14 protein-coding genes are annotated in these 16993 nt (G+C 65.1%); 2 read left to right on the plus strand and 12 right to left on the minus strand.

What is annotated here, in order from left to right; translation table 11 throughout:
• Window positions 1-13 precede the first annotated feature (13 nt).
• From purD to ACODS1_RS11745, 12 genes are all read right to left on the minus strand, one after another.
• Window positions 14-1303 carry a phosphoribosylamine--glycine ligase gene (purD, locus tag ACODS1_RS11690; protein ID WP_489085774.1) on the minus strand — a complete coding sequence of 430 codons (1290 nt, stop codon included), beginning with the start codon at window positions 1301-1303 and terminating at the stop codon, window positions 14-16.
• Between the two features lie 128 nt (window positions 1304-1431).
• Window positions 1432-3039 (minus strand): bifunctional phosphoribosylaminoimidazolecarboxamide formyltransferase/IMP cyclohydrolase, encoded by a 1608-nt coding sequence (purH, locus tag ACODS1_RS11695; RefSeq protein ID WP_489085775.1) that lies wholly within the window; start codon window positions 3037-3039, stop codon window positions 1432-1434.
• A 74-nt stretch (window positions 3040-3113) separates the two neighbouring features.
• A complete protein-coding gene (gene fis / locus ACODS1_RS11700; RefSeq protein ID WP_003242613.1) occupies window positions 3114-3434 on the minus strand; it encodes a DNA-binding transcriptional regulator Fis in 321 nt (106 codons plus the stop codon).
• The gene (gene dusB, locus ACODS1_RS11705) at window positions 3431-4429 is read right to left on the minus strand and encodes a tRNA dihydrouridine synthase DusB (protein WP_489085776.1); all 999 of its coding nucleotides are present in this window, start codon (window positions 4427-4429) and stop codon (window positions 3431-3433) included. The genes fis and dusB overlap by 4 nt, the downstream gene beginning before the upstream one ends.
• A 220-nt stretch (window positions 4430-4649) precedes the next feature.
• Window positions 4650-5897 (minus strand): DUF3426 domain-containing protein, encoded by a 1248-nt coding sequence (locus ACODS1_RS11710; RefSeq protein ID WP_489085777.1) that lies wholly within the window; start codon window positions 5895-5897, stop codon window positions 4650-4652.
• 121 nt (window positions 5898-6018) lie between these two features.
• Window positions 6019-6897, minus strand: a complete 879-nt coding sequence (gene prmA, locus ACODS1_RS11715; protein ID WP_489085778.1) for a 50S ribosomal protein L11 methyltransferase — start codon at window positions 6895-6897, stop codon at window positions 6019-6021.
• Window positions 6898-7026: 129 nt separating this feature from the next.
• Window positions 7027-8382, minus strand: a complete 1356-nt coding sequence (gene accC / locus ACODS1_RS11720; RefSeq protein WP_489085779.1) for an acetyl-CoA carboxylase biotin carboxylase subunit — start codon at window positions 8380-8382, stop codon at window positions 7027-7029.
• A 17-nt stretch (window positions 8383-8399) separates the two neighbouring features.
• Complete coding sequence (accB, locus tag ACODS1_RS11725) at window positions 8400-8861, minus strand: acetyl-CoA carboxylase biotin carboxyl carrier protein (protein WP_296234160.1); 462 nt, start codon at window positions 8859-8861, stop codon at window positions 8400-8402.
• Window positions 8862-8911: 50 nt separating this feature from the next.
• Window positions 8912-9358, minus strand: coding sequence for a type II 3-dehydroquinate dehydratase (aroQ, locus tag ACODS1_RS11730; protein ID WP_489085780.1), 447 nt, complete (start codon window positions 9356-9358; stop codon window positions 8912-8914).
• Between the two features lie 122 nt (window positions 9359-9480).
• Complete coding sequence (locus tag ACODS1_RS11735) at window positions 9481-11259, minus strand: protein-disulfide reductase DsbD (protein ID WP_489085781.1); 1779 nt, start codon at window positions 11257-11259, stop codon at window positions 9481-9483.
• 163 nt (window positions 11260-11422) lie between these two features.
• The gene (locus ACODS1_RS11740) at window positions 11423-13387 is read right to left on the minus strand and encodes a methyl-accepting chemotaxis protein (RefSeq protein ID WP_489085782.1); all 1965 of its coding nucleotides are present in this window, start codon (window positions 13385-13387) and stop codon (window positions 11423-11425) included.
• Between the two features lie 95 nt (window positions 13388-13482).
• Complete coding sequence (locus ACODS1_RS11745; protein WP_489085783.1) at window positions 13483-15096, minus strand: diguanylate cyclase; 1614 nt, start codon at window positions 15094-15096, stop codon at window positions 13483-13485.
• Between the two features lie 256 nt (window positions 15097-15352).
• On the opposite strand from ACODS1_RS11745, the gene ACODS1_RS11750 reads away from it, so the two are divergent.
• Together ACODS1_RS11750 and ACODS1_RS11755 are read left to right on the plus strand one after the other, a co-directional pair.
• Window positions 15353-16405, plus strand: a complete 1053-nt coding sequence (locus ACODS1_RS11750) for a DUF2333 family protein (protein ID WP_489085784.1) — start codon at window positions 15353-15355, stop codon at window positions 16403-16405.
• Window positions 16405-16953, plus strand: a complete 549-nt coding sequence (locus ACODS1_RS11755) for an NUDIX hydrolase (protein WP_489085785.1) — start codon at window positions 16405-16407, stop codon at window positions 16951-16953. The genes ACODS1_RS11750 and ACODS1_RS11755 overlap by 1 nt, the downstream gene beginning before the upstream one ends.
• Window positions 16954-16993 lie beyond the last annotated feature (40 nt).

The raw sequence follows: 16993 nt of genomic DNA on the forward strand, positions 1-16993 counted from the left end.
TCGACTTAAAGGATCAGCTTTCGCCACGTTCGCGGGCGATGGCCCGGTAGCCGATATCGTTACGGTGGAACATGCCGTTCCAGCGAATCTTCTCGGCCAGGCGGTAGGCCTGCTGTTGGGCGTCGGCCACGCTGGCGCCGATGGCGGTGGCGCACAGCACGCGGCCACCGGCGGTGACGATCTGGCCGTCCTTCAGTGCGGTACCGGCGTGAAACACCTTGCCGTCGAGCTTGGCGGCGTCATCCAGACCTTCGATCACGTCACCCTTGGCGTAGTCGCCCGGGTAGCCGCCGGCGGCCAGCACCACGCCCACGGTCGGACGCGGATCCCAGGTCGCTTCGACCTTGTCCAGTGCCTTGGCCAGCGCGGCCTCGACCAGCAGCACCAGGGAGCTTTCCAGGCGGCACATGATCGGCTGGGTTTCCGGGTCGCCGAAGCGGCAGTTGAACTCGATGACCTTCGGCGCACCGGCCTTGTCGATCATCAGGCCGGCGTAGAGGAAACCGGTGTAGACGTTGCCTTCGCTGGCCATGCCACGTACGGTCGGGTAGATCACCTCGTCCATCACGCGCTTGTGCACCTCGGCGGTGACCACCGGCGCAGGCGAGTACGCGCCCATGCCACCGGTGTTCGGGCCGCTGTCGGCGTCGCCGACACGCTTGTGATCCTGGCTGGTGGCCATCGGCAGTACGTTCTCGCCGTCGACCATGACGATGAAGCTGGCTTCTTCGCCGTCGAGGTACTCCTCGATCACCACGCGCGAACCGGCATCACCGAAGGCGTTGCCAGCGAGCATGTCGCGCACGGCGTCTTCGGCTTCCTGCAGGGTCATGGCGACGATCACGCCCTTGCCCGCAGCCAGGCCGTCGGCCTTGATCACGATCGGTGCGCCTTTTTCGCGCAGGTAGGCCAGCGCCGGCTCGATCTCGGTGAAGTTCTGGTAGTCGGCGGTGGGGATCTTGTGGCGCGCCAGGAAGTCCTTGGTAAAGGCCTTGGAACCTTCCAGCTGGGCGGCGGCGGCGGTGGGGCCGAAGATGTCCAGGCCGCGCGAACGGAACAGGTCGACCACGCCTTTGACCAGCGGCGCTTCCGGGCCAACGATGGTCAGCTGTACGTTCTTCTCGGCGAAGTCAGCCAGTGCTTCGATGTTCAGCACGTCGATGGCGACGTTCTCGCACTTGGCTTCCACCGCGGTGCCGGCGTTGCCCGGGGCGACGAAGACCTTCTCGACGCGCTTGTCCTGCGCCACTTTCCAGGCCAGGGCGTGTTCACGACCGCCGCTGCCGATGATCAGTACGTTCATGGGGTTCTCCTGAGCGTAGCCCGGATGCAATCCGGGGCTTTCGAATGAGGGCGTTCCCGGATTGCATCCGGGCTACGTTGCCAGCAATGCCGAGCGTGGGTGGATGGCCGAAGCCATCCTCCAGCCAATCAGTGACGGAAGTGACGCATGCCGGTGAACACCATCGCGATTCCAGCCTCGTCGGCCGCCGCGATCACTTCGTTGTCGCGCATCGAGCCACCCGGCTGGATCACCGCAGTGATGCCGGCCTTGGCAGCGTTGTCGATGCCGTCGCGGAAGGGGAAGAAGGCATCCGAGGCCATGACCGCGCCCGGTACCGGCAGGCCGGCATGCTCGGCCTTGATCGCGGCGATGCGGGCGGAGTTGACGCGGCTCATCTGGCCGGCGCCGACGCCGACGGTCTGGCGGTTCTTGGCGTAGACGATGGCGTTGGATTTGACGAACTTGGCCACTTTCCAGGCGAAGATCAGGTCATGGATTTCCTGCTCGCTCGGTGCGCGCTGGGTGACGATCTTCAGGTCTTCTGCCTTGATCATGCCGATGTCGCGGCTCTGCACCAGCAGACCACCATTGACGCGCTTGAAGTCCCAGCCCGCAGCGCGCTCGGCTGGCCACTCGCCACATTCGAGCAGGCGCACGTTGGCCTTGGCAGCCACCACTTCACGGGCAGCAGCGCTGATTTTCGGGGCGATGATCACTTCGACGAACTGGCGCTCGACGATGGCCTGGGCGGTTTCACCGTCCAGTTCGCGGTTGAAGGCGATGATGCCGCCGAAGGCCGACTCGGTGTCGGTGGCGTAGGCCAGGTCGTAGGCCTTGCGAATGCCGCCTTCGTCTTCCGGTACCACGGCCACGCCGCACGGGTTGGCGTGCTTGACGATGACGCAGGCCGGCTTGACGAAGCTCTTCACGCATTCCAGCGCGGCGTCGGTGTCGGCCACGTTGTTGAACGACAGTTCCTTGCCTTGCAGCTGCACGGCGGTGGAAACGCTGGCTTCGCCCTTCTTCGCCTCGACGTAGAACGCCGCGCTCTGGTGCGGGTTCTCGCCGTAACGCATTTCCTGCGCCTTGATGAACTGGCTGTTGAAGGTGCGCGGGAAAGCGCCACGGCCTTCGGTGGACAGGGTGGTTGCTGCCTGGTCGATGGTGCCCAGGTAGTTGGCGATCATGCCGTCGTAGGCGGCAGTGTGCTCGAAGGCTTTCAGGGCCAGATCGAAGCGCTGGGCGTAGCTCAGGCCGCCGGCTTTCAGGGAGGCGACGATGCCGGCGTAGTCGCTGGTATTGACCACAATGGCCACGTCTTTGTGGTTCTTCGCCGCCGAACGCACCATGGTCGGGCCGCCGATGTCGATGTTCTCGATGGCATCGGCCAGGTCGCAATCAGGCTTGGCCACGGTGGCTTCGAAGGGGTAGAGGTTGACCGCCACCAGGTCGATCGGCTTGATGCCGTGCTCGTCCATCACCGCGCCGTCCAGTGCGCGACGGCCGAGGATGCCGCCGTGGATCTTCGGGTGCAGGGTCTTCACGCGGCCGTCCATCATCTCCGGGAAGCCGGTGTAGTCAGCGACTTCCACTGCGGCCACGCCGTTGTCCTTGAGCAGCTTGTAGGTGCCGCCGGTGGAGAGGATCTCGACACCGAGGGCGACCAGTTCGCGCGCGAACTCGAGGACACCGGTTTTGTCGGAAACGCTGATCAGCGCGCGGCGGACGGGCAGAAGGGTGGTCTGGTCGGTCATTTCACTATCCATCAGAGCGGGGATATCAGCAAAAAAGGCGGCTCATGCGGGCCGCCCTTTTCGGGAGTTCTGGGTTACAGCAGGTCGTACTGCTTGAGCTTCTTGCGCAGCGTACCGCGGTTCAGGCCAAGCAGTTCGGAGGCCTTGGTCTGGTTACCTTTCACGTGGTTCATGACGGTTTCCAGCAGCGGCGCCTCGACTTCGGTGAGCACCAGATTGTAGACGTCGGTGACGTCCGCGCCCTCGAGATGGGCGAAGTAATTGTGCAGCGCCTTCTCCACGGCGCCGCGCAGGGTCTGACCCTCTTCGCTCGGCGTGTTCAGGTGCTGTTTAAGGCTGGTGTTGTCACTCACGGGTGCAATTCCACTCACTAAGGTCTCAGTCATCAACGTCATGCGGCCACCTCGTTCCCTTCTTCGTGCCGTTCGCGGAAAAACGCGCGAACCTGGGCGCATTGTGCGTCCGTGCTGTCCAGACGATTGAATTGGGCGCGAAACTCCCTGGCGCCCGGCAGGGTTGCCAGATACCAACCGACATGCTTGCGGGCAATGCGTACGCCCATCACGTCGCCATAGAAGGCGTGCAGTGCGGCCAGATGCTCTAGCAGAATGCGTTCCACCTCGATCAGTGCTGGCGGCGGCAACAGCTCACCGGTGCGCAGGTAGTGATCGATCTCGCGGAAGATCCATGGCCGCCCCTGGGCGGCACGGCCGATCAGCAGCGCGTCGGCGCCAGTGGCGTCGAGCACGGCTTTGGCTTTTTGTGGGGAGTCGATGTCGCCATTGGCGAACACCGGAATGCTGACCGCCTGCTTGATGGCGGCGATGGTGTCGTACTCGGCTTCGCCGGTGTACAGGTCGGCGCGAGTGCGGCCATGTACGGCGAGCGCTGCGATGCCTGCATCTTCGGCGATTTTCGCCACGGTAATGCCGTTCTTATTTTGCCTGTCCCAGCCGGTACGGATTTTCAGGGTGACCGGGACATCGACCGCGCCGATCACCGCGGCGAGGATCGCGCGTACCAGCGGCTCATCGCGCAGCAGGGCGGAGCCGGCGGCCTTGTTGCAGACCTTCTTCGCTGGACAGCCCATGTTGATATCGATGATCTGCGCGCCTAGCTCGACGTTCTTGCGGGCGGCGTCGGCCATCATCTGCGGGTCACCGCCGGCGATCTGTACCGAGCGCGGCTCGGGATCACCAGCATGCAGCAGGCGCAGGCTGGACTTGCGGCTATTCCACAGGCGCACATCGCTGGTGACCATCTCCGACACCACCAGACCGGCGCCGAGGCGGCGGCACAGTTGGCGGAACGGGCGATCGGTGACGCCGGCCATGGGGGCCAGGATCAACCGATTGGGCAATGTGTATGGGCCAATGCGTGGGGCCGACATGGGGCATCCCTGCTGGGTTGAGTCGAATGGCGATCAACACCTTGCCTCCACTGTCTTCGGCGGGAAGACGATGGTGGGCGGGTGCTCGCGAAAGGGTGGGCATGATACCCGCTCTGGATGACCGGATAAAGGCCGTTTTGAACAAATTCTGAACAGCCTCCGGCTTATTGCCGGAGGTTAGGTCGCAAGGCGCAAACTCAGGCTGGACGCGGGCTTGCGGCTATTCCGGGGAGTGAAAGCTGAGGCTGTAGTTCACCGCGCGCGGGCCCGGGTCGAGGATGTCCAGCGAGATATGGATAGGGGTTTGCGGGGGCATCTCGCTCTGCCCGGCCAGCTCGCCTGCAAGGTATTCACTGGGTTTGAAGCGGCGACTGGCCACCAGTTGCCCGCCCATGTCGGCAAAGCGCATTTCCAGCAGCGGGAACGGCTGGGCGAAGGGCGCGCGGTTGTAGAGGATGGCGTCTACCACCAGGGCGCCGGAAAACTCGGGGTGGCTGCGCACCACCAGGTTGCTGCTGCGGATCTGGCTGATGTCCACCTTCGACGGCAGGCTGCAGCCGATGTTCGGGCACAGTTGCTCGAACCAGGGGCGGTAACGATCCTGGCGTGCCAGCTCGTCGAAGTTGTAAGCGGCGTACTGAGCCAGCAGGCCCGCCAGCGCAACGAGATTGAGCAGGCCCCAGCCGAATACGCGACCCCAGGCGATGCCCTGGCGCGGTTGCCAATCCAGTTGCAGCGGTTCGTCATCCAGTTCGAACAGGCGCTCACGGCCCAGATTGGGTTCGCTGCGCTGCGGCCGTTGCTCTTGCTCGGTTGCGGTCAGCTCCGGCTCTGCGGGCGATTCGTCAGCAGGGTCATCGGTCTCGATGTCGAGGCGGCCCAGGCGAGGTTCGTGCGGTTCCTCGTCGATGCTGTCGGCTGGGGCCTGGCTTACGGGCGCAGGCGGTGCGGGGCGGAAGGCCGGGACTATGGGCTCGTCTGGTTCCTGCGCGCGTGCGTGTGCCTTGCGCTGGTGCTCGGCATTCGCCTCTTCGCGTAGCAGGGCTTCCGCCCAGGCTTCGTCGTGCGCAGCCTGGCGGGGTTCGTCGGCTGGCTTGAAGCCTTCGCTGGGGCGCGGTGAAGGCTCCAGGGCGAGGAACTGTTTCGACAGCTGTTGTTCCTGCTCTTCCAGCTTGGCCAGTTCTTCATCGAGGTCGAGCCCATCCAGATCCAGATCGTCGTGGATCCACAGGGTGTCGTCGGTCGCTTTGGCTGCTTTAGGAACTGCCGCCGCTGGCGGCGTTACGCTGGTCGCCGGGGCTGCGGGCTTGGGGACTCGCGCTGCCGCCCCGAACAATTGTTCGGCGGCGTTGAACACGTGCAGGCAGGCCCCGCAGCGCACGGCGCCATGGGCAGCGGCCAACTGCGCCTGGCTGACGCGGAAGCTGGTGCGGCAATGGGGGCACTGGGTGACGTGGCTTTCGCTCATGCAGGAGTCCGATTGATCGAGGCGCTTAGTCTAAAGGAGCGGCTTCAGGCTGCAAGCCACAGGCTGCAGGCAGATGCCAACGCGGCCGAATGCTATGCCGGTTCGCCTGCGGCCTGCCGCATCAGCGCTTGACGCCGCTGATGCGCACCCAGCCATCTTTCTCGGCGGTCGGGTCGAGGACGAAGGTATCTGCGTAGGCGGCGCGCACTTCTTCTGCCTGCTCGGCCAGGATGCCAGAGAGCGCCAGGCGTCCACCGGCTTTGACCAGCGCGCTGATCTGAGGTGCCAGAGAAACCAGCGGGCCGGCGAGGATGTTGGCGACCACCACGTCCGCAGGCTGCTGCGGCATGTCGGCGGGCAGATAGACCGGGAAGCGCGCCGGGTCGATGCCGTTGCGCGAGGCGTTGTCGCGCGAGGCTTCCAGGGCTTGCGGGTCGATGTCGGTGCCCACCGCTTGTGGCGCGCCGAGCAGCAGGGCGGCGATGGCGAGAATGCCCGAACCGCAGCCGAAATCGATCAGGTCGCAACCTTCCAGCGGCTGGCCGTCGAGCCACTCCAGGCACAGGGCGGTGGTCGGGTGGGTGCCGGTGCCGAAGGCCAGGCCCGGATCCAGTAGCAGGTTGACCGCCTCCGGCTGCGGTGCGGCGTGCCAGCTCGGCACGATCCACAGGCGCTGGCCGAAACGCATCGGCTGGAAGTTGTCCATCCAGCTGCGTTCCCAGTCCTGATCTTCGATGTGCTCGATCTGGTGCTCGGGCAGGCTACCACCGCACAGCAGGGTCAGGTGGGCGATCAGTGCCGCTTCGTCGGTATCGGCTTCGAACAGCGCCAGCAGGTGGGTGTTCGACCACAGCGGGGTGGTGCCCAGATCCGGCTCGAAGATCGGCTGATCTTCGGCGTCCATGAAGGTCACCGACACCGCGCCGATGCTGAGCAGGGCGTCTTCGTAGGTTTCCGCCTGCTCAGGCGTGATGGCGAGACGAACTTGTAACCAGGGCATGGGAAACCTCGTGAAGGGCGCGCGTTTGGCCGCGCAGCTTACTTGAAGGGCAAGGCGGCTTGCCAGTTCGGTGCCGAAACGACAAGGGGCCGCCCGAAGGCAGCCCCTGTCATGACAGCGAGTCAGGACTCAGTGCTTGTCCATGCCCAGCTTCTTCTCCAGGTAGTGAATGTTCACACCACCTTTGAGGAAGCCCTTGTCGCGGGTCAGATCGCGGTGCAGCGGCACGTTGGTCTTGATGCCGTCGACGACGATCTCGTCCAGGGCATTGCGCATGCGCGCCATCGCTTCGTCGCGGTCACGACCGTAGGTGATCAGCTTGCCGATCAGCGAGTCGTAGTGCGGCGGAACGCTGTAACCGCTGTACAGGTGCGAGTCGACGCGTACGCCGTTGCCGCCTGGCGCGTGGAAGTGCTTGACCTTGCCGGGGCTGGGCATGAAGTTGTCCGGGTCTTCGGCGTTGATTCGGCACTCGATGGCGTGGCCGAGGATCTTCACGTCTTCCTGCTTGATGGACAGCTTGTTGCCCGCGGCGATGCTGAGCATTTCCTTGACGATGTCGATGCCGGTGACCATCTCGGTGACCGGATGCTCCACCTGCACGCGAGTGTTCATCTCGATGAAGTAGAAACGACCGTCTTCATAGAGGAACTCGAAGGTGCCGGCGCCACGGTAGCCGATCTCGATGCAGGCATCGACGCAGCGCTTGAGCACTTCGGCACGGGCCTTCTCGTCGATCAGCGGGGCTGGGGCTTCTTCGATCACCTTCTGGTGGCGACGCTGCAGCGAGCAGTCGCGGTCATACAGGTGAATGGCGTTGCCCTGGCCGTCGGACAGCACCTGGACTTCGACGTGACGCGGGTTGCCGAGGAATTTTTCCAGATAGACCATCGGGTTGCCGAACGCGGCACCGGCTTCGGTGCGGGTCAGCTTGGCCGACTTGATCAGGTCTTCTTCCTTGTGCACCACGCGCATGCCGCGACCACCGCCGCCGCCAGCGGCCTTGATGATCACCGGGTAGCCCACTTCACGGGCGATGCGCAGGGCTTCTTCCTCGTCTTCCGGCAGCGGGCCGTCGGAGCCGGGAACCACCGGCACGCCGGTTTTGATCATGGCGTCCTTGGCCGACACCTTGTCGCCCATCAGGCGGATGGTGTCAGCTTTCGGGCCGATGAAGGCGAAACCGGATTTCTCCACCTGCTCGGCGAAGTCGGCGTTCTCGGCGAGGAAGCCGTAGCCCGGGTGGATGCCCGTGGCGCCGGTCAGCTCAGCGGCGCTGATGATGGCCGGGATGTTCAGGTAGGACTGCGCGCCAGGTGCCGGACCAATGCAGACGGACTCGTCGGCCAGGCCCAGGTGCATCAGTTCGCGGTCGGCGGTGGAGTGCACAGCCACCGTCTTGATACCCAGCTCCTTGCAGGCGCGCAGGATACGCAGGGCGATTTCGCCACGGTTGGCGATCAGGACTTTTTCCAGCTTCTGCATTGCAGGCTCCCCGCGCATCAAACGATGGTGAACAGGGGCTGGTCGTACTCAACCGGCTGGCCGTTTTCCACCAGGATGGACTCGATCACGCCGCTGGCTTCGGCTTCGATGTGGTTCATCATCTTCATGGCTTCGACGATGCACAGGATGTCGCCTTTCTTCACGGTCTGACCGACTTCGACGAAGTTGGCCGAGGTCGGCGAAGCAGCGCGGTAGAAGGTGCCGACCATCGGCGAGCGAGCGACGGTGCCGTTCAGCTTCGGTGCGGCAGCCGGGGCGGCTTCAGCGCTCGGAGCGGCGGCGGCAACAGGCGCGGCTACCGGAGCCGGTGCAGGGGCGTACATCGGTTGCGGGGCGTAGGCCGGTTGTTTGCTGTGACGGCTGATGCGTACGGACTCTTCGCCCTCTTTGATCTCCAGCTCGTCGATACCGGACTCTTCCAGCAGCTCGATCAGTTTCTTGACTTTACGGATATCCATGAAGGTTCAACTCCCAGAGGTGAGGTAGGACTTGTCTACCGAGCGTCGCGTCAGGCGCGCTCGGCCAGTTGTTCGAGTGCCGCTTCCAGGGCCAGCCGATAACCGCTGGCGCCCAGGCCGCAGATCACCCCTACTGCAACGTCGGAAAAGTAGGAGTGATGGCGGAAAGGTTCACGCTTGTGCACGTTGGACAGGTGCACTTCGATGAATGGGATGCTCACCGCCAGCAACGCGTCACGTAATGCGACGCTGGTATGTGTGAAAGCGGCCGGATTGATCAGGATGAAGTCGACACCCTCGCCCTTGGCGGCATGAATGCGGTCGATCAGTTCGTACTCGGCATTGCTCTGCAGATGCAGCAGGTGGTGGCCTGCATCGCGGGCGCGCTGCTCCAGATCCTGATTGATCTGAGCCAGGGTAGTGGCGCCGTATTTGTCGGGCTCGCGGGTGCCCAGCAGGTTGAGATTGGGGCCGTGCAACACCAGTAGGGTGGCCATGCTCGAATTCCTTGTTGTTCAGGCTGCGCGGGACTATGCCGCAGGCGGCCTGTTGTCAGCAATACCCGGCACGTTGCCCGCCAATTGCGGCAGAAATATGACTATAGCAGGCGTTTTGGTCGTTACCGGGAAGCCTTCGCGCTTTCCAGGCGAGCCGCGAAGGCCGGCGCGTCGATTTCACCGACGACGCGCAGATCCTGCAGCTCCTCGCCAGTGCCGGCGAACAGCTGAATGGCCGGTGGGCCGAACAGTTTGTAACGATCGAGCAGGGCGCGCTGAGCGGCGTTGCTCTCGGTGATGTCGAAACGAACCAGGCGCCAGCCGGCCAGTTTGCTGCCGACATCGGCATTGCCGAACACCTCGCGCTCGATCACCTTGCAGCTGATGCACCAGTCCGCGTACCAGTCCAGCAGCAGCGGCTGACCTGCCGCCTTGGCCTGGGCCAGTGCGGCGTCCAGCTCGGCGGGGCTGGTGAGGGTCTGCCAGGCACCGCTCTTGGCGCTGCCGGTGCTGAGGTTGTCAGCCTGCAGTTGGCCGAGCGGTTTGAGCGGATCGGTCGCGCCTTGCAGGGCGCCGACCCAGGCCGCCAGGGCGTAGACCAGCAGGGCCAGGCCGGCGATCTGGCCGAGCTTCTGCCGGTGCGTCTTCGGCCCGAACTCCAGGGCGCCGAGGAACACTGCCACGCCGCCGGCCAGCAGGCCCCACAGCGCCAGGCTCAGGCTGCCTGGCAGCACGCGCTCGAGCAGCCAGACCGATACGCCCAGCAGCATCACGCCAAACGCGTTGCGTACCGTCACCAGCCAGGGGCCGGATTTTGGCAGCAGCGCACCGCCGCCCGCGCCGAACAACACCAGTGGCGTGCCCATGCCCAGGCCCAGCGCGAACAGTTGCAAGCCGCCACCCACTGCGTCACCAGTGCTGCTGATGTACAGCAGCAGGGCCGTCAGCGGCGCCGTGATGCAGGGCGAGACGATCAGGCTGGAGAGCACGCCGAGGGTCGCGGCCCCGGCGATGGTGCCGCCGCGTGTCTGGTTGGCGCGCTGGTCGAGGCGCTCGCGAATGAATGCCGGCAGGCGCAGTTCGAAGACGCCGAACATGGCCAGGGCAAACAGGCTGAAGAAGGCTGCGAAGGGCACCAGAATCCAGGGCGACTGTAGCATGGCCTGCAGGTTGAGGCCGGCGCCGAACAGTCCCATCAGCGCGCCAAGCAGCGCATAGCAGGCCGCCATCGGCAATACGTAGGCGAGCGACAGAACCAGGCCACGGGAATTACTCGGGCGGCCGCGCAGCACCACGCCGGAGAGAATCGGCAGCATCGGCAGCACGCAGGGGGTAAAGGTCAGGCCCAGCCCGGCGAGGAAGAACAGAGCTAGGTCTTTCCAGTCCCAGCTCGCCGGCGCAGCAGCTCCATTCGCGGTGCCGGCGGGTACATCGCCAATCTCGATGAACTCGGTTTCCGGCGGATAGCACAGGCCCTTGTCGGCGCAGCCCTGGTAGCCGACCTGCAGGCGCAGCGGGCGGTTGTTCGGGTTGTCCAGCGGCAGGCGCACATCGAGCACGCCGTAGTAGACCTCGGTGTCGCCGAAGAACTCGTCGTGCTTGGGCTTGCCGGGTGGCAGCTCGGGCGTGCCGAGTTGCAGATCCGCCGGTTCGACCTTGAAGTTCAGGCGATGGCGGTACAGGTAATAGCCTTCGGTAGCGACGAAACGCAGGGTGACGGCCTTGGCATCGCTGCTCACCAGGCTCAGCTTGAAGGCCTCGCGCACGGGCAGGAAGTCACTGCTGTTGTTCAGCGGCGCGCCCAGGGGCGCAGGTGCCGGGCGTTGATCCAGCAGGCTGGCGGCGGCGGGCAGGCTCAGGCAGAGCAGTAGCAGCGGAAGCAGCAGGCGGCGCAGTGACATCGGACGACTATCTCGGCGAAAGGTGGCGGCATGATACCGGAAAGCACCCACCCACAGCGCCGTCGCCGCGCCGGGCTGTCGATTGCTGGGGATGGGCGGAGCCTTGGAAAGGCCGGTGCGCGACGAGTTCCCGCGTGCGCCGTCTTGTCGCAGCCTGAGCCTGCTAAACGCGAAACGCCTGCACTGCCTCGTGCAGCTGGCCGCCGAGTTGCAGCAGGCGCTCGCTCTCGTTGCGCCCGGTGGCGATGAGCCCGAGGTTGTCGTCGCCCAACTGGTGGATGCGTTCACCGTGCTCGCGAATCTCGCCGACCGCCTCGCTCTGCTGGGCCGTGGCTTCGGCGATGCGGGCCGCCATGCTGGCGATGGTGCGGATGGCGGTAACGATCTCGTCCAGGGCGCCGTCCGCTGCCTCGGCCTTGCCCGCGGTGGCTTCGGCATGTTCCACCTGCTCGCGCATGGCGTGTACCGATTGCCGCGCGGCTGTCTGCAGGCGGCCGATGACATCCTGAATCTCGGCGGTGGCATGACCGGTGCGTTGCGACAGCGAGCGCACCTCGTCGGCGACCACGGCAAAGCCTCGGCCCGCTTCGCCGGCACGCGCCGCCTCGATGGCGGCGTTGAGCGCCAGCAGGTTGGTCTGCTCGGCGATGCCACGGATGACCGTGAGCACGTTGCCGATGGTGGTGGTTTCCTCGGCCAGGCGCTCGATGGCCTGGGCGTTGCTCTGCACTTCGCCGACCAGCGCATGCAGGCCTTGCAGACTTTCGCCGATGACGCGCTGGCCCTGGCCCAGGGCCTGGTCAGCGGCTTGGCTGGCCTCGGCGGTCTGGCTGGCGTCGGCCGCGACCTGGCCGATGGTCGCTTCCAGTTCACCCAGGGCATCGCGGATCAGCGCGGTGTCGTTGGTCTGGTGCTGGGCGCTGCCGTGCAGGCCGCCGCTGAGTTCGGCAAGCGAGCGGCTGGCGCCGGCGACTTCTCCCGCATGGCCGTTGATGGTGCCCACCAGCTCCACCAGATAGCGCCGCAGGTGGTTGAGCGAGGCTTCGATGTCGCGCAGCTCACGAATGCGCGAGTCGATACCGATGGCACTGGTGAAGTTGCCGCCAGCCCAGGCCGACAGGGCCGGCACCAGTTGCCCCAGTACGCGTGACAGGCGGCGCTGGATGCGGTCGATGATCAGTGCGATGAGCAGGATCAGACCGATCATCAGGCCCTGAATCACCCGTACCTCGGCCTGGATGCGTCCGTACTCGCCCTTGACCAGCGGCTCCAGTGCGGCCAGTGCCTGCTGCACTTCGGCGACCCGCGCGCTAGTGGCCTTGGCCAGGCTCTGGCGCTGTTCGACCAGCTCGCGGGTGCGCTGCAATTCGCCCGGGTAGCGGCGCAGCAGTGAGCCAAGCTCGCGCTTGAGGGCGATGCCGCGATCCTCGGCCTGGCTTTGTTGTTCGCTGTCGTCGAGTCCGAGCATGGCGGCGAAGCCGTCACTGGCCGAGCTGGAGGCCTCTTCCACGCCGAGCAGCGGCAGTGCTTCCAGACGCTCTACCTGCTGGCCGAGGGCGCCGAGCTCGCGCTCCACGTCGCTGATCAGTTCGCTGCGGCCCAGGCTGACGAAACGGTTGCGAGCATGCGCCAGGCGCAGCAGGCGGCTGCTGGCCTCGAACAGCGGCGCGCGGTAGGCCTCGGCCGGGCTGCCAGTGGCGCTGCCCGCGTATGCGGCGAGTTGACCCAGGTTGCCGCTCATTTCACGCTCGGCCTGTACCAGCAGCGCTTGCGGATCGCCGGCCAACTTGCCGGCGGCGAGCAGTTCGCTGGCGGTGAAGCGGCGCAGTTGCTCCAGGCTGGGGCGCAGCTCTTCGGCCAGTTGCGGGGGCAGCTCATCCAGTGCCTGGCCGAAATCCTCCATGGCCTGTGTCGCCGCGCTGTGTTGCACGGCATTGCCGCTGGTCAGATAGGCCTGGATGTTGTCTGCCACCTCATGCTGGAACTGTTGCGACAAGCCGAGATAGCGCTCCATCAGTTGCACGGGCTGTTGCAAGGCGCGCTGCGACCACCACAGCGTGGCCGCCAGCGCCACGCAAACGGTGACCAGCAGCAAGGTGTTGAGGTTGGTAAGCAGCTTGAGGCGCATGGCGGGCTCGATCGACGACTGAACGATGAGCCCAGAAGATATTTCAGGCGCGTGACAGTCTTATGACGCCGTGCGCCCTGTCACAGTGCCATTCGTCATTCGCCGCGGTACAGCTCCACCCGGTTACGCCCACCATGCTTGGCCTTGTACAGCGCCTCGTCGGCACGTTTGGACAACGTGTTGCCGTCCAGGCCAGGCTCCAGCATGGCGATGCCGCAACTGAAGGTGCAGCTCAGATCCTGCGGTTGTGCGGGGTAGTGGATTTCGGCGAAGCGCTGGCGGATTTCCTCCAGCACCTTGAGCGCCGATTGCGCGTCGGTGTCGGGCAGCACCACGGCAAATTCCTCGCCACCGTAGCGGCCGATGTGGTCGGTCTTGCGCAGACGCTGCTTGAGAAACAGGGCCAGGCCCTTGATCACGCGGTCGCCCATGGGGTGACCATAGGTATCGTTGACCTTCTTGAAATGGTCGATGTCGAGCATGGCGAAGGCCAGCGGTTGCTCCTCGCGGCGGGCACGGAAACAGGCGTCGTCGAGTAACTGCAGGGTGTGGGTGTGGTTGTACAGGCCGGTAAGGCTGTCGCGCACCATGCGCGCCTTGAGGTTGCGCGCGCGCGCCGCGCGGTTGCGCACGGTGGCGATCAGATGGCGCGGCTTGATCGGCTTGGTGAGGAAGTCGTCGCCGCCCTCGCTCATGGCGTCGAGCTGCTTGTCCAGGTCGTCCTCGGCCGACAGATAAATGATCGGCACGCTGACGTAGCGGTCGTTATGGCGGATCACCTTGGCCAGCTCGGTGCCATTGCACTCGGGCATGTACATGTCGAGGATGATCAGATCCGGTTGGAACTCGGTCAGCGCATCCATGGCCAGGATGGGCTCGGTCAGCGTATGGGTGAGGATGCCGGCGCTGTTGAGCACGCGCTCGGTGTGAGTCGCCTGCGCCTTGGAGTCGTCGACGATCAGCACCTTGTACGGGTCGTACTGCACGACGTGAGTCAGCACTTCGATGCGTTCCAGCAGGCTGGATGCATCGAGCGAGCCGGTGAAGAACTCCTGGCCGCCGGCGCGTACCGCAGCCAGGCGGGTCGGCGTATCGGTGTCGCAATGGCTGTAGAACAGCACCGGTATCTTGTGCTCCAGCCCCTGTTGCACGGCATTGGCCAGTTCCAGGCCCGCGCCGGCGAAATCCACGTCCATGACGATGGCGGCAGGGTGGCGTTCGCTCACCGCCGCCTTGAAGGCATCGGCATCGGCCAGGGAGTGGGCGGCAAGGCCGAAGAATTCCAGCTGATGAGCCAGGCGCTCGGCGCGATCACCGTCCTGCAGCGCCAGGTAGACCGGCTTGCGCAGCGGCGGCAGGAAGGTCTGTTCGAAGTGGTCGCCATGGCGCAGACCGGTGCGCGACAGGCGCTGCATGGTCTGGTTGAGCTGGGCGATCAAGTGGCTGTTGAGGCGGCCACGGTTCTCGCCGACGGCGTCCAGGCTGTTGCAGATGCTTTGTGCCAGCTGGCCGTGTTCGGCCTGCTCGAAGCGTTCGGCGTAGCGCAGCAGGCGCACCGTGGCGTCGCCCAGCTCGGCCATGCCGGCTTCGCTCCATTCACTGCGTTGCAGGCGCTGCCAGACTTCCAGCACCTGGCGCGCCTGGTGGATCACGCGCTGGGCGAAGTGATGTTTCAGGCGATCGCGACTGGGGTCTGGCAACTCGGTCATGGGGCCGACTTCCGGTGGCAAAAAGTGGTGGCTGGATGCTATCACCGGCGCCATGGTCATTGACATTGCCGTCGATCAATTGACGCCTCTATTTCTGTCGACTAGGCGACAAAAATGTAGATTTCTCATCCCGGCGGTAAGTTTGCCGCCTCGCCCTGCGCTTTGCCGTCTGCTTGCCTTATAGTGCGGAACGAGTCGCAACCCATGCCGGGGTTCGCGGTCGAACACATGAATTCGCTGATGAAAGGACACTGCCATGCTGGACTGGAAGAATCGTGCGACGCCCTCGGACGGCGGCACCGACAAGGCCACCGGAGGCAGCCGCAGTGGCGGCAGCCTGATCGCTCGCGCACTGGGTGGCCTGGTTGGTGTCTACCTGCTGATCGCCCTGGTGGTGGGTTGGTACTGGAGCCAGGAGCCTGCCGCCTTCCAGGTGCAGCAGCACGCGCAGGCGGCTGCGCAGCAGGCCCAGCGCCAGCTGGTGACCGGCTACACCACGGTGGAAACCCTCAAGCAGGTGGCCTCCACGCTGCTCGACAAGCCCGGTGGCTACCTCTCCAACGACCTGGCCCCGCCTGGTCTGTGGCTGGACAACATGCCCAGCTGGGAATACGGCGTGCTGGTACAGGTGCGCGATTTCTCCCGGGCCTTGCGCAAGGACTTCTCGCGCTCGCAGTCGCAATCCACGGAGAACACCGATCTGGCCAAGGCCGAGCCGCGCTTTCACTTCGATAACAAAAGCTGGGCGTTGCCGGCTTCCGAGTCCGAATACCGCGAAGGCATCAAGTCGCTGGATCGCTACCTGGCCGACCTGAGCCAGCAGAACGCGCAGTTCTATACCCGCGCCGACAACCTCAACAACTGGCTGGGTGATGCCGGTACTCGCTTGGGTTCGTTGTCCCAGCGGCTGTCCGCCAGCGTCGGTCAGGTACGTCTGAACGAGAGTCTGAAGGTCGGCAACGATGCCGAGGAGGCCGGTCTGGTCGGTGAGGGCGGGGTGTACGAGACGCCCTGGCTGCAGATCGACAACGTGTTCTACGAAGCCCGTGGCCAGGCCTGGGCCCTGGCGCATCTGCTGCGTGCCGTCGAAGTGGACTTCGCCGACGTGCTGGCGAAGAAGAACGCCACCGTCAGCGTACGCCAGATCATCCGTGAGCTGGAGGCGGCGCAGGCGACCCTGTGGAGCCCGATGATCCTCAACGGCAGCGGCTACGGCATCCTCGCCAACCACTCGCTGGTCATGGCCAACTACATCTCGCGTGCCAACGCCGGCCTGATCGACCTGCGCCAGTTGCTGAGCCAGGGTTGATGGCGGCGATCTCTGCAGCCGAGGCGGCGCATCGCGCGGCCTCGGATCAGGAGCGCGTGGCCTGGGTCGATGAGCATGACCAGCCGCTCGGCGGCGTTTCCCGCGCCGAGCTGCGCGAGCGCCGGCTGATCGGTCGTGGCACCTATATCCTCCTGTTCAACTCGGCCGGTTTGCTGTGCGTGCATCGGCGTACCCTGAGCAAGGCGCTGTACCCCGGCTACTGGGACGTGGCAGCCGGCGGTATGGTGCTCGAAGGTGAGGACTATCGCCTGTCTGCCGAGCGTGAGCTGGCCGAGGAGCTGGGCATCGCCGACGCCGAGCTGGTCGAGCATGCGCACTTTTTCTACGACGCGCCGGAAAGCCGGCTGTGGTGCATGGCTTACTCGGCGGTCTCCGATGCGCCGCTGCTGTTGCAGCCGGAAGAGGTGCTGGAGGCGCGCTTCATCAGCATCGACCAGGCGCTGGAGGAGACCCGTCGTCTGCCCTATTGCCCGGATTCGCTGGCGGCGCTGGAGCGCTATTTAAACAGGCCGCTCGCAGCTGGCTGAGCTGCGCAAAGCCGCAGGGCGGAGGCAACCCGCTGTTTTC

The organism is Pseudomonas sp. FG29 (genome assembly GCF_057809355.1).